Genomic DNA, 13,303 nt, shown 5'->3' with positions numbered 1-13,303 from the left:
CTGTAAGAGTACGCGGACTTGCTAACGCTACGCTAATGTAATTCGTAATTCGTAATTAAGAAAATTTACAATCCAAAATATCAAATTACAAATTGGGATTACTGCTCAACTATCACTTAATTAGTTATTAATTTCGACAAGAACTTTAGCGTAAGTTAAACCAGAAACTTTCTGACTATCTGCTGGAGGTAGAGCAATTTTCACTTCTACGACTCTGGCATCTACATCTGCTGCTGGATCTGTATTCAGCACATCTTTTTTACCAATTTTTCTGCCAATTTCAGTGACAGTTCCCTTTAATTCGCTGCTAAATGCTCCATTATCGCTGGTGATAGTGGCGTTTTGACCAATACGCACTTTACCAATACTATCTTCGGGGACTTCAGCAATTACAAACATTTGACTGGTTTGGCCAATTTCAGCAATACCATTTGCACCGATCGCTTCGCCTGACTTGGTGTAAACTTTTAAAATCTCTCCAGCGATTGGTGCTTGAACGTAGCTCAATCTCAGTTCGGCTTCGGCTTTTCTGACATTTGCGATCGCATTACTAACTTGGGCTTGCGCTACTTGCACATCGGTAGGACTAACATCTAAAATTTTGCTCAGTTTGGCCTTTTCTTCATCGATTTGTCTTTGCAAAGTTGCTACAGTTTTGTCACGGTTAACTTTGGCTTCGATTAGCTGCTGTTGCAAAGTTGCTAAATTTTGCATTTGGTTAGCTCTAGCCTCAGCAATTTGCTGTCGCAGGGTTGCTAATGTCTGCTTCAAGGTAGCTCGGCTTTCAGCAACCTGCTGATTAGAAGTTACTGCACTCAAGCGTCTTCTATCCCGCTCTTGCTGAGAAATCGCACCTTCTCTGTATAAATAATCATAGCGTCCGGCATCGACTTCGGCATTGCGCTGTTCGGCTTGGACACGTCCAACTGTCGCTCTTTGGACATCTCTTTGCCCACTAAGTTCAGCTTCTAGGCGATTCACGGTTGCTTGTTGGACGAGTTTATCACCACTTAACTGGGCTGCAATCCGCGCGATCGTTGCTTGTTGACCATTCCTTTCTCCAATTAACTGCGCTTGTAGCCGAGCAATAACTGCTCTTTGGGCTTGAATATCTCTTGGAGATCCGGCTCTGATTTGCGCTAAATTCGCACTGGCTTCTTGGACTTTCGCTTTTGCCTCTTGTAGTCCGGCTATTTGGGTATCGCGGTTGTCTAAAATCGCCACAATTTGACCTTGCTTTACCTGTTCACCTTCTCTCACCAGAAGTTGCTGAATTCGTGACGATGGTGCTAATCCTGATGATGGGGCGGACAATTTAACAACTTCGCCTCGCGGTTCCAAACGCCCTACAGCACTAATGCTATTGCTAGATGGCATTATGGGTACGGATGTAGTTAGTTTCCTCAGTTGCTCGATTTTGGCTGTACCTAATATCCCAGCCGCAATTACTACTGGCACAGCGACAGCGATACCCCACCAAATCTTCGGTTGTTCACTATTAAGTAGCTGCTCACTTGGCTTTGGCTTTTCAGTCACCCTTGACATAGTATGTTGCCCGTTTATCTGAATTGTGCTGATGGAAGTAAAAATAAAAGGGTTTTTAATCAACAGCCAACCGCTTAGGACAAACAACAGTGGTTTAAAGCTGGGTATGGCTTAAAAATTCATTGTGTGATGAACGCTCAACACTATGGCTTTCTAAAATGGTATTTTCTATAGTGCTTCTCGTTTGTATGCAATATACTGACCTCACTTCCATTCCTGTCTCCTTTTAGGAGACAGGCTTTGAAGCTTACTTACTCCCCTTCCCGTGTACGGAAGGGGGTGGGGGTTAGGTCTGTATTTAACTCAACACAGAAGCGCTATAGTAGCTGGCTATTCAATAACTCTGAGTATTATTAAGACATGAGTGCAATGGGAGTTAGCAGAATTCACAAGCAGTATAAATTTAGATGTAGAAATGTGAAATGTGATGTCTCTACACAAAATCCTAAATTGGTATGATGCGGTACTATACTGCTACATTCACTATCGGTACAGTCAGTTACAAAATTGAAAAGAAACATCAAAATAGACTGTTGCCTTTGCTGGATACAATCTTGCTACAAAAGTTAGTCTTCCTTAAGTCAATCAACGATTAACTAACTAAAAAATATCTGTTGACCCTGAGCGAAGCCGAAGGGTCAACTTGAGCATTTCTAACATTAGAGTTTCCTTAACTTTCTGGTCAATGAGCTAGCTGTCTCTACTTGCTTGCACCTACCAAGACAACAAACAATTTTGTAATATTCGCTTCAAAGACTTTACTATTCTCTCTGCTGCCGTTTTGGGACTCCATTAAACTCTCGTTGAATGAATTCTACATTTATCCGTTACGCAAAAACGTAACAGAGCCTACAGATGGGGAACTGTGAGTCTCGCAAACCAATCAAAGGTGAACCCCCTAGCATTAATGAAACAAAAGATAACTTGGAGAAGCCGGAACCAGGGGAAATAACCAACTTGAATTTTGAAGTACTTGCGGAGTTTAAAAAGGATTTCAAAATTGTGGCTGCTACTTACGGTTGTACCCAAGTTGAGCGATCGAGGCGGAATATGGGTAAGACCAATCCACTAAATAATGAGGATTTGCGCGAGTTTGTGGAGTTACAGGCTAGGTTTACTGAAACCGAAAAATCTTGGCTGGTGGATATTACTGATATTGATCGCGAGTCGTTCGATCTGTTGGTGAAGAATCCAAGTAAGGCTGATGAAGCATCGTTACCAGAACCGCAGGAATTTTGGATGCGATCGCGGCACTCAATGCAGAGAGTGCTGATATTTTGGCGGTAATTCGGGGAATGTTATAAGAGTGCTGGTTTCGACTCCGCTCAACCAGCACAAAATTTGAGGACTGAGCGAAGTCGAAGTCCGTTTTTTTGCACATGGTCATAATAATGCCCTATATGTATATTCTTGAATGTGCCGATCGCTCGTTCTGTACAGGAAGTACAAAGGATTTGCCGCGTCGTTTGTGGCAGCATCAAAATGGGCTGGGGGCAAACCATACGAGCAAACGACTGCCTGTAAAATTGGTCTATGCGGAGCATTTTGATTATGTAGCGGATGCTTTTTATCGTGAAAAGCAGGTTCAGGGTTGGAGTCGAACGAAAAAAATTGCTCTGATGGAGAGTAAATGGGATCGGCTTCATATTTTGGCGGAGTGTCAGAATGATTCGCATTATAAAAATGCTGGTTTCGACTCCGCTCAACCAGCGTCGGAAGTCGCTCAACCAGCGTCGGAAGATATCAGGGACGGGCAATGATTAAGAGATTGTGTTATTTATGGTGTTTCAGCAGTATTCGTATTCACAGAATATGGCAGCTTAATTTGGCAGATCGAATAAAACTGTGGTCATGTAATTTTCTGCCCAAGCAGCGCCAAAGGCTTTTTCTAGTACGCGGCGAGTTTTATCGTTTTGCTGCTGTTTGGTGCAATAGTTGTGTTGTCCGGCGATATTTTGTGTAACTTGTTCACCTGAAACTGGACTAGAAGCGATCGCTTGGATGCAATGTATGTCTAAAAATTCTCGCACACGCGTAAGAAACATGGTTTCTTCTTCTGGGGAACTGGGGCGCACAAAGATACAAAAATCAGAAAAAATATTTCCCCATTCAGGTAATTCACGCGGTTGGGAAAAGTTAAGCACTGTTAGCTGTGTCAGTGCAAAAGTATAAGCTTCTGGTAAGGTACGATCTAATTGGATCGGAGAAAGGTCTGCGATCGCTGCACTAATTTGACCTCTACCCCCAACTAAATCGCAACCAAACATCGGTAAGTTGTATTCTGGACGGGGAAACATCACGCAGTGCAAAATATCCAACATATTTCCGATTTTTGCCAGTTCCAAGTGCATTTTCCGAAACTGAGGCGTTTGATAGCAGCGATTTTCGATTGTCAGTTTTTCACCTTCTAGTCTACCTTCCACATACCCCAACTCATCAGGCAAATGGTAGGGCGATAGATCCAGATGCTGATGCCAAGCTGCCTCAATAGAATCAGCTAGCTGACGAATTAGAGGATGTTGTTGCTCACGCAGCGAGGGCATAGAAGTAAATGACATATTCATAGTTGGAAATGCGATCTAGTTGCTAGTCTACAACCTGTCGTGCCCTGCAATATAAACAAACACTTACTGTAACCTGCAATGGCATAACATCGACCTGCAATGGCATAACATCGACCTGCAATGGCATAACATCGACCTGCAATGGCATAACATCGACCTGCAATGGCATAACATTGACCTGCAATGGCATAACATCGACCTGCAATGGCATAACATCGACTTGCAAAAATTAATTCACCTTTCTCCTTGCCTATGACAAAGGACTATTGCCAGAAATCAGTGACATCGTATCCCAATTCCCCTAGCATCTGCCGCAGCAAAGGTAAACTCAGTCCAATTACATTGCTGTGACAGCCGGCGATTTTTTCCACAAAGAAACTACCAAAACCCTCAATGGCAAAGGCACCAGCACACTTGAGGGGTTCGCCGGTGGCAACGTATGCTTGAATGGCGCGATCGCTCATTTGGGCAAAGTAAACTGTTGTGACTTGTGACTTGACTAAAGTGCGGTTTTGCTGTATGTCAATTAAGGCATGACCTGTGTACAAGTCGCCAAAGTTACCTTGCATTATCTGCCACCGGGCGATCGCTTCCGCCATGTCTGCTGGTTTGCCGTAAATTTCACCATTGATGGACAAAACTGAATCACAACCCATAATCAAAGCCGATTCAAACTGCGGGGCTACAGTTTCCGCCTTATACTGGGCAAGAGTTTTGACCAATTCTGCTGGTTCACTTAGTTCAATTTGCGACTCATCAAAATCACTTGGTTTAACTATCGCTTCAATACCAACAGTTTGCAGCAAGCGGCGACGGGCTGGGGAAGCTGAGGCAAGTACAAAAGGTGGAATTTTCATGAGGTTTCTGACAAACTTGGTAATTACGCATTGGGCATGGGGCATTGGTGATTAAGTTTCTTCTCTATCCCCTATCCCACTCCCCAATTAATAAACAGAAAAAGAATTGACAACCTCATCAATCATTCGTTTAACTCTCTGCCAGCGTTTTTCAGGAATTGAGGCATTGAGGGTAAAAAGTTTACCACGGCTAACAGCGACGCTGGCGATGTTGTGTCGTTGCTGTTGATTGGGGAGTTTAACCTCATACTCCAAAAGGTAATATATTTTACCGTTCACTTCTCGTTGTGCGGCATTGACTAATTCAGCCGAACGACCAGAGTTAGGAGGTGCCAGAGCAGCTTTTCCTAATTTATATCCTACTTCTGTTAGGGTTCCCAATTCTGACAAAGTTTTGCCTTCTGGAACTGGGCTAATCACAACCGAAACATTTTCCGACACCTCAATTAAATCGTGAAAAACCACATCTGGCCCGTTGGCAACTTTCACTTGCAGCCAGCCGTTAGGATATAAAAACTGATAGCCATCACTACTGTCTACAAAGCTTTTGAGTCCAGCCGCAGCCGCTATACCAGAATTGCTCAGGCTGAAGCTCAACACTAATAGTAAAATTAATACAATTCGTTTCCACATTTCTACAGATTCCTTTGGGCTGGAGATAACACAAGGCTTGCATCATTTCTCGTTTTTATTCTCCCACCAACCGGGACGCTTCGGATAACGCATTGCATGGCGAGGAATAAATGCCCAAATGTCGGCAAATACTCTCTGACTCCTTGGTGTATCGCAAGTGGTGTGAAATGCTTAAGCGTAGGTTATCGTAGACATCGCCTACCCGGCTCGGAATGAATTCCAAGGCTAATAGCGAAAGTCATCTCAAGCTGACTGGAAGATTTTGTGGTAAGTGAATCAGGGAAAATAAACCGGGTTACTGGCTAAGATAATGGCATGAAAATGAGAATCTCTGCTTGGAGAGTAGAAAAACTAAGCGCTGTAGTTGCATAAATCCGGGTAGTCGCAATTAAGCCAAAGATTTGAGAAACTAGCTACTAGATCACGAAAGTCTTTACAATTTCCTTGTTGACTCAAAAAGTATTTCTCGACCTATGACGAATCAAGCTCCTATCCCGGTTATTGTCAACGGTGCTGCTGGTAAAATGGGACGTGAGGTGGTTAAGGCGGTGGCACAAGCGCCTGACTTAAACCTAGTGGGTGCAATTGACCACAGTCCCGAACATCAAGGTAAAGATGCTGGAGAATTGGCGGGTTTAAGCGAACCCCTGGAAGTGCCAATTACCAATCAATTAGAACCGATGTTAGGGTATGTAGCTGGCGACAGAAAGTCTCCTCCAGGGGTGATTGTAGACTTTACGCATCCTGATTCAGTTTATGACAATATTCGTAGTGCGATCGCCTACGGGATTCGTCCTGTAGTCGGCACCACTGGCTTAAGTCCAGAACAAATTCAAGAGTTGGCAGACTTTGCCGACAAAGCTAGCACTGGTTGTCTAATTATTCCTAACTTCTCCATTGGCATGGTGCTGTTGCAACAAGCCGCAGTCATCGCCTCCAAATATTTTGACCATCTGGAAATTATCGAACTGCATCACAACCAAAAAGCTGATGCTCCCAGTGGTACTGCCATTCAAACAGCGCAGTTATTAGGAGAATTGGGTAAAACTTTTAACGCTGCTATTGTAGAAGAAACAGAGAAATTACCAGGGGCTAGGGGTAGTATAGCAGAGGAAGGGATTAGAATTCATAGCATTCGCTTGCCAGGATTGATTGCCCATCAGGAAGTTATTTTTGGCGCAGCAGGACAGATTTATACTTTACGACATGATACGAGCGATCGCGCCTGCTATATGCCAGGAGTGCTACTAGCAATTCGCAAAGTCTTAGCGCTAAAGTCGTTAGTATATGGATTAGAAAAGATACTTTAAACCAACTATTCAGCATTCATCACTCAGCACTCATGTTAGTACCACTGACTCGCCAGAAATTTGAACAAGTTGTCCCTTTAATTGCCACTGGTTTGCAGTACAAGTACTACTGGGGGAAGTTCTCAAATTTTTTGCAACGGCTGTTAATTTCTGTAGTTGCCATAGTTGCTATTTTGCTTGTAACATTCGTTTTTAAACTTGAGTTTGCTTCAATAGTATTTGTGTTTGGGGTAGTTAGCGCTTTTTTTTGGCTATGGTATCCAGTGTTTCAAGCAAGTATGCGGAATTTGCAATGCCGCCGTTATAAGTATGGCGGCTTTTTCCGTGGTCGAGTGCTAGATTGGTGGATTACAGACCAGTTGATGGGTAAAACCGAAACAGTCAACAACAAAGGCGAATTGGTAATTATAGAAAACCGAGAAAAACAGATTAACTTAGAGGTGGGTGACGACACAGGATTTAGCATTGAATTTGTAGCACCATTACGTTCTGCCCACAAAGTTATTACTCGCGGTCAAATTGCCGAGATGGTAGTAATGTCAAATCGCGCAGATTTGAGCAGTATTGAGGAATTCAGTGATATATATTTTCCCAATCGTAACCTGTGGGTCAGCGATTATCCTTATCTGCGGCGGGATTTCTTTAACGAAATTGGTCGCCGCTTGCGTGAAGACCAACAACAAAAACCCCGTCGGCGGCGTCGTACATTAGAGGATTGAAGCAGAAGTGAAGCAGGCAGCAGGATGTAATCAGTATGGGCTGGGAGCATCTCAATCAAAGCAAATATACCAGATGAGAAAAAAGATTCTTGCTCCCTCTCCGAACTCACGGAGAGGGTTGGAGTGAGGTTTTACAAGGCTTTTTAAGAAAGTGAGATGCTCCCGTATGGGCTTCTCTTTCCTACCCTATACTTCCTACCTTCTTGCTAACGAGAACATCCCACTTTGATCAGTTTCCCTTGCAAACGATAACTCACTGAACCACAAACAAAACCTCCTGACTTAGACTCTACATAAGTCCGCGTTGGCGGGTCTTGTTTATCTAGCCGCGATTTCCAATCGCCAGATATTTTTTTGAGAGTGGGATGCTTACTTAAAAACTCGGAGTCTGCGACAACATCGTGAGGACCCTTAACAGTTATCTTAGAACTATTCATGTAGATATTATAATCATAAATAACGTTTTGATTTTTAGTGTTAGTATTGATATCCTTGCCAGGAAAAGCATAGAGAATGTTATTTAAAATTTTGACATCAGATGACGTATGAGCATATATTTGCCCACCTTTAATTTCGGGACTCTGATTATTTAAAACAGCAGTGTTATTTACAATATCAACATGGTCGCTATAAAAGGCATGAATCCCTGAACCACCATTATTAAATGTCAGATTGTTTTTAACTAAAGTACGCCCTTTATATTCACCCAATTGGGGTTTATTAAAATTGCTTGAACTATCGATAATAATGCCGTTCCCGTCTGTGATCCTTCCGACTGCAATCCAAGGGATGTACATCCGATTGTTGTAGCTCTTGTTGTTGGTAATGAGCATCTTATATCCCTGGTTGTTGTCAAAATTCCAATTGTTCAACAATCCAATACCACTGCAACCATAAATACTGTACCAGGCATTATTGAACACCACGTTATTATCTATTGTCACATAATCAGCCTCCACTGCTCCGATACCTCCTGCTCCACAGTCATGCGCTTTGTTGTTCAGAATACGGATGTGATGAACATGACCATTGGTTCGTCCGTCAATATTTATGCAGCTTCCGTTTGTCAGTGGGTTTGTTTTGTTAGTCTTCTGACTCATCGCATAATCAAGGGTTATATTGGCATTGTTCCCAATCACCTCCAGCCCATTTATCTCAATATATGAAGCTCCATTTGAAACCGCGATACCGTTCCATGTATTGTGCTGAATTTTTGGGAAATGCCCAGGATATGCTTTATACTTAATCCATGCTTTTGCAGTTCCAGAACGTTTAATATTTACTACAGTCCCAGCTTGGGGTAAATTTGTGTAAACTCCGTTCATAATCAATACTGTATCGCCGGGGTTAGTCAAATCTGCTGCCTTTTGAATTGTCCTAAAGGCAGATGAGGAAGAAAGTCCACTATTTTGGTCGTTTCCAGTACCACTAACATAGTATGTTTTCCGAGTCGCGGCAGTGCTGATTAGCTCGCGGCTGGATAGGGTCATTTCCTTGTTAGTGGATACCTGACCGAAGTTTTCAACGAAAAATCCTTTTATCCTTCCTCCCTCAACCAAAAGAGTTAGTACCACGGGAATTGCAATATATGCGCTTATACTCAAACCCTTCATTACCACAAGACTAGGCTCCTTTATAGACACTTTTCAATAAAAATATCAGGATCTTCAGGTATTTTGAATACTTTTTTGGATACAGAATACAGTAGAGCTAACTTTCCTAGCTCCCTCCATTTCTATCTTGCCCATAGGCTTGCCATGCCAAGTCTACCAATCCATCAACGATCGCAGCTGCTACAACTGCATTACCTTTGCGACTGTCAATTGTAATGTGAGGCACTAAAGAATCTCGTAAGCGCTCCTTAGCTTCATCAACATTTACAAATCCCACTGGAGTCGCAATTATCAAAGCAGGTCTAATTTCCTCAGCTTCAATTAAATCCACCAGTACTGTTAGTGCTGTTTGCGCTTGTCCTACCACAAAAATGCCCTCTGGATAACGCTTTGCTAAAGTTTCTATTCCCCATGCTGCCCGAGCTTTTTCTTTTTGGGGGCGTGTCACAACTTCCATACTGCTATACACCGGATTGGCAAAGGTATTTTGAATCTCGGAGGCAATACCTACTTGTACCATCGGCACATCGACCACAATCGTAGTACGCGCGGCTAGTGCTGCTGCTCCAGCTTGCAAGGCACGCTCAGAAAAGCGAATCAAAGACTTATACTCAAAGTCAGCCGTGGCGTAGATTACCCGACGCACAATCTCATACTCTGCGGGTGAAAAGGCATGATTATCAATTTCGCTATCAATAATTGCTAAACTTTGAGCATCAGTTACGTGCCATTCCATTTTTGTTGAGCTTTTCAAATATTAGCTTTCAGCTTATCAGCTTCAGAGAGTTAGCAGTTAGGAGTTAAGTAGAGCGGCGTGAATAATTCAAGGTTTGTAGTAAGGACTTTAGTCCTAATTTGAGGGCTGTTCGCGAAGCGTTCCCGCAGGTTAGCCCTCACTACAAACATATCTCAATATTTTTTACATTACTTAATCTACTTTGATTTATTCTCACCTACTTACTTATAAGTTTTTAATTAACTGATAACTCCTAACTCAGCGATAAGTTTGAGAGGCGGCTTGGGCAACTCAAATCTTCGATACTCATAACTCATTACTGGATGAAGGCCGACTGAAAACAGGAGATAGGTAGGCAACCAAGACGCCGATGAGAAACCCAGAGATATTACGAACTAGAGGTAACCAGTCGCTTGTGCGTGTCACCACTGGCCCAATACCAAAGGCAATAAACAAGATTCCCCACAAAGGTGAGAAAATTAAAGCCCATTGCCAAGCAAAAACTTGTCCTTTATCGCGGGGTTGAGCTGCAAATCCACAAATCACCCCACCAATAATTGAGCTAATCAAGGTGAGAATCCATTGCTCTCGTGGCAATCCGGGGACAACATTGCAACCACCCTTGAGTAAACAGCCTTTAACCGATTCTAAGGCTTGCAGAATGGCTTGGTCTTCACCTTGTTCGCGGACAAAGAACAAATTACCGAAGCGGGTTTGCAATTCTATCCAGAACGTCCGGGGTAAAAGTTCATAAACAGCATCGCCGATGCTAAAACTGAGGATGTTACCGCCACGAGAATCGGCAACTAGTAGAATGCTTTTGTCATCCAAACCCCAATATTTGATGACTGCCCGACCTGGGGTGCGGTCATACTGGGTCAATACTCGCAGTTTCCAGCCCGTATCGACTTCAAACTGCTCTAATTCTTTGACAAGCTTTTCTTCTTGCAGCACAGGAAGAGATTTTGCTAAGTCTACAACTGGGGTAAAGGTGGCAGGGAGTAAGTCAGGATTGTCATAAGCCAGTGCTGAAGGAGAATGCATGACCCAAATTGACCCAGCCAGAAAAAATACTGCAATAGATAACAGAATTCGTCGCCAAAAACAAGATTGCATGGACGTTTTTATACAAATATCAACGGTAGAAGTAAACAAGTTGTTTTAAAAGAGTACTGGAAAAGTGATAGTTCTTTACACTTGTTTACTTTACTCTAATCTAAAGGATCAACGCAAAGCCTTTTTGAGGAGTGGAGAGAAATCAATTCAAAATTCAAAACTAATTCAATCTTCGTCATCGAAGTTGGTTTCCCAGTTAGCGGCATCGTTGTAACCGTCATTAGCGCGGTATACTTCTGCTTTGATCCGGTGATTTTCTTGCCTGAGCACTTCTCGTTCTCGCAACGTGAGTGGTGGTTTTTCATTGCTTGGGGTGCGATCGCCTGTTCGCCTTGTGGGTTTTTGGCGTGTGAAGTTTCTCCAAGCGGCTTTTGCGCCAACAAAGACGCTGCGTGTACGTACTTGCAGATTTTGAGCCTGTTTTCTCGCACTATCAAGGCTTTGATCAACTTGTTTGGCGACTTGACTGGCACTTTTTACACCTTCACCGACATCATCAGTTAAGTCAGCGATTTCCAAACCAGTCACGCGGATAGCTTCTAGAGTGGCTGGTAACTCGCGTGAGAGTGTATCAAATAGCTTTTCTGCACTGCGAGCCGCGCGTGCTAACTCTTGCAAAGCCGGTATTGCCGCTACTAAAACCGCAGTCAAGCTTGTGGCAACTAAGAGTAAGGAAAATCCCAACCAAAACAGGGGATCAATCACGGTTATGTCATTTATAAGCGTTCTAATTGCTGGGGAAGAGAATCTGAGTCTTCAACAGATGTTGGCCGGTTTAAGACTTGGCTTTCTCGCTGACTGGCATCTACACCTGCTGCGATCGCCTCCCGTAATCTATCTAAAGTCTCATCCCAGTTTCGCAGTGCGATCACAGAGAGACGATCTGCCTGGATTTGCACACTCGTAGATAAATCTTCTGCCAATTCTGGGATAGCATTGGCAGATTTTTTTAAAATTTTACGTGTTTCGCGCCCTGTGCGTGGAGCCACGAGCAAACCGGTCAAAGCACCGATGGTAGCTCCTAGGATAAAACCGCCAATAAATACTCCAGAACGGTTATTAGACATCTTGTTGTTTTTCTCCTTACACCCATTTTAGGTGGTTTTCTCTCCTTGTAAGACTCCACCGATTTTATTCAGTTAATCTATCGTGACAAAATATCACCCATAAATGTTGCTTTTATTCATTAAATATCAAAACCATTAATTACTTATAATTCAAAACTCTCCGGATATCCCAAAGTTTTTATGCCTTTGGTAAGCCTTCTGGTGGGCTGCTAAGTCCCAAATCAGCCCTTAGACTTCTGTTTGTGTCACCACGTCCCGGTGTCCTCGCATCAGCCCTAATTATAAATATTCATGAACCTGACATAAATCATTTTGAAAAAGTTCTTTTCCCAGATGTTAACTCTAGCCTCCGAAAATAACGCTGCCAGATTTGCCGTCCTAGCAAAAGTAGACTGATAATTTGCCGTACTTGTTGGATTTGCATTTGTAACGCTTGATTTTTCTGCCGTAAGTTGTAAATATTATCCTGGCTGAGATAAATATTTTCGGGTGCTTTATTCAGTGCTGCATGGGTACAACTTTCATAGACGGTTAACCTATCTGCTATGTATGCTAGCTGCTGCTTGAGTTGCCATACCCGCCAAGCCACATAGAGTAGTATCAGCGAAATCAGGGTGTTAACGAGGATAACTAAAATTACCATTGTCTATCTTCACCAATATCAGCTTTGAGGAATTGTTCTATATACTTGACTTGGCTCTTATTTAATGATGAAGAAACTAAAGGATAAAAATTAGGGCACAAAGTACAGCCGGGATTATGGCAATAAAGAGCAGTTAAATGATCCTCTGAGCGCTATTGAAAGGCTTTACTAGGTGAAAATTAGTGTAACAAAGGCTGATGGCTAAAAAATCGCCAATTCGCCAATTTTGTCACAACCATCTGCCCACACCTCGCAAAACCACAGCTACAATTGCCTTAGATTCACGACTAGGTTTGCTCCCATCAACCCGTATGCTCAATAAGCCCCAGCATTACTACGTTCCACTTCTTAACCTGATAATCCTAGTCAATTTGCAACCTTTGTGGCATCTAAGCACAATGGCATAGCCCCTTCAACAGACGATGAGAGAACTACACTACACTCCTTACCGGAGGCTCGCCAGCATCGCCTTTATTATTGTGCTTCTACCTCTACCACTT

At 42.9% G+C, this 13,303-nt stretch carries 16 protein-coding genes; 5 read left to right on the top strand and 11 right to left on the bottom strand.

Annotation, left to right across the window (positions count from 1 at the left end; translation table 11 throughout):
• Positions 1–120: 120 nt before the first annotated feature.
• Positions 121–1,545, bottom strand: a complete 1,425-nt coding sequence (locus tag ACYTXL_RS03485; protein WP_461923513.1) for an HlyD family efflux transporter periplasmic adaptor subunit — start codon at positions 1,543–1,545, stop codon at positions 121–123.
• A gap of 855 nt (positions 1,546–2,400) precedes the next feature.
• Here ACYTXL_RS03485 and ACYTXL_RS03480 point away from each other — a divergent pair.
• Together ACYTXL_RS03480 and ACYTXL_RS03475 are read left to right on the top strand one after the other, a co-directional pair.
• Positions 2,401–2,832, top strand: coding sequence for a hypothetical protein (locus ACYTXL_RS03480; protein WP_461923512.1), 432 nt, complete (start codon positions 2,401–2,403; stop codon positions 2,830–2,832).
• A 104-nt stretch (positions 2,833–2,936) separates the two neighbouring features.
• Positions 2,937–3,305, top strand: a complete 369-nt coding sequence (locus ACYTXL_RS03475; protein ID WP_461923511.1) for a GIY-YIG nuclease family protein — start codon at positions 2,937–2,939, stop codon at positions 3,303–3,305.
• 60 nt (positions 3,306–3,365) lie between these two features.
• On the opposite strand, the gene ACYTXL_RS03470 is transcribed toward ACYTXL_RS03475, so the two are convergent.
• The 4 genes from ACYTXL_RS03470 to psbP form a co-directional block, all read right to left on the bottom strand.
• Positions 3,366–4,103 carry a phycocyanobilin:ferredoxin oxidoreductase gene (locus ACYTXL_RS03470; RefSeq protein ID WP_461923510.1) on the bottom strand — a complete coding sequence of 246 codons (738 nt, stop codon included), beginning with the start codon at positions 4,101–4,103 and terminating at the stop codon, positions 3,366–3,368.
• Between the two features lie 28 nt (positions 4,104–4,131).
• Complete coding sequence (locus ACYTXL_RS03465; RefSeq protein ID WP_461923509.1) at positions 4,132–4,335, bottom strand: hypothetical protein; 204 nt, start codon at positions 4,333–4,335, stop codon at positions 4,132–4,134.
• 37 nt (positions 4,336–4,372) lie between these two features.
• Positions 4,373–4,966 carry a Maf family protein gene (locus ACYTXL_RS03460; protein ID WP_461923534.1) on the bottom strand — a complete coding sequence of 198 codons (594 nt, stop codon included), beginning with the start codon at positions 4,964–4,966 and terminating at the stop codon, positions 4,373–4,375.
• Positions 4,967–5,053: 87 nt separating this feature from the next.
• Positions 5,054–5,599 (bottom strand): photosystem II reaction center PsbP, encoded by a 546-nt coding sequence (psbP, locus tag ACYTXL_RS03455; RefSeq protein ID WP_461923508.1) that lies wholly within the window; start codon positions 5,597–5,599, stop codon positions 5,054–5,056.
• Between the two features lie 473 nt (positions 5,600–6,072).
• Between psbP and dapB the strand changes: the two genes are divergently transcribed.
• Positions 6,073–6,909, top strand: a complete 837-nt coding sequence (gene dapB / locus ACYTXL_RS03450) for a 4-hydroxy-tetrahydrodipicolinate reductase (protein ID WP_461923507.1) — start codon at positions 6,073–6,075, stop codon at positions 6,907–6,909.
• A 32-nt stretch (positions 6,910–6,941) separates the two neighbouring features.
• Complete coding sequence (locus ACYTXL_RS03445; protein WP_292799257.1) at positions 6,942–7,628, top strand: phosphate ABC transporter permease; 687 nt, start codon at positions 6,942–6,944, stop codon at positions 7,626–7,628.
• Between the two features lie 206 nt (positions 7,629–7,834).
• On the opposite strand, the gene ACYTXL_RS03440 is transcribed toward ACYTXL_RS03445, so the two are convergent.
• The 6 genes from ACYTXL_RS03440 to ACYTXL_RS03415 all read right to left on the bottom strand — a co-directional run bounded on the left by ACYTXL_RS03440 (position 7,835) and on the right by ACYTXL_RS03415 (position 12,803).
• Positions 7,835–9,202 (bottom strand): right-handed parallel beta-helix repeat-containing protein, encoded by a 1,368-nt coding sequence (locus tag ACYTXL_RS03440; protein ID WP_461923506.1) that lies wholly within the window; start codon positions 9,200–9,202, stop codon positions 7,835–7,837.
• 145 nt (positions 9,203–9,347) lie between these two features.
• Positions 9,348–9,977, bottom strand: a complete 630-nt coding sequence (locus tag ACYTXL_RS03435; protein ID WP_461923505.1) for a precorrin-8X methylmutase — start codon at positions 9,975–9,977, stop codon at positions 9,348–9,350.
• A gap of 306 nt (positions 9,978–10,283) precedes the next feature.
• Positions 10,284–11,093 carry a TPM domain-containing protein gene (locus ACYTXL_RS03430; RefSeq protein ID WP_461923504.1) on the bottom strand — a complete coding sequence of 270 codons (810 nt, stop codon included), beginning with the start codon at positions 11,091–11,093 and terminating at the stop codon, positions 10,284–10,286.
• Between the two features lie 165 nt (positions 11,094–11,258).
• Positions 11,259–11,798, bottom strand: a complete 540-nt coding sequence (locus tag ACYTXL_RS03425) for a DUF948 domain-containing protein (RefSeq protein WP_461923503.1) — start codon at positions 11,796–11,798, stop codon at positions 11,259–11,261.
• An 11-nt stretch (positions 11,799–11,809) separates the two neighbouring features.
• Complete coding sequence (locus tag ACYTXL_RS03420) at positions 11,810–12,160, bottom strand: YtxH domain-containing protein (protein WP_461923502.1); 351 nt, start codon at positions 12,158–12,160, stop codon at positions 11,810–11,812.
• Between the two features lie 307 nt (positions 12,161–12,467).
• Complete coding sequence (locus tag ACYTXL_RS03415) at positions 12,468–12,803, bottom strand: hypothetical protein (RefSeq protein ID WP_461923501.1); 336 nt, start codon at positions 12,801–12,803, stop codon at positions 12,468–12,470.
• A gap of 197 nt (positions 12,804–13,000) precedes the next feature.
• On the opposite strand from ACYTXL_RS03415, the gene ACYTXL_RS03410 reads away from it, so the two are divergent.
• Positions 13,001–13,210 carry a hypothetical protein gene (locus tag ACYTXL_RS03410; RefSeq protein ID WP_461923500.1) on the top strand — a complete coding sequence of 70 codons (210 nt, stop codon included), beginning with the start codon at positions 13,001–13,003 and terminating at the stop codon, positions 13,208–13,210.
• Positions 13,211–13,303 lie beyond the last annotated feature (93 nt).

This window comes from Nostoc sp., assembly GCF_054880495.1.
The sequence above is the reverse complement of the archived record's forward strand: the minus strand, read 5'-3'. Positions and strand labels throughout refer to the sequence as shown.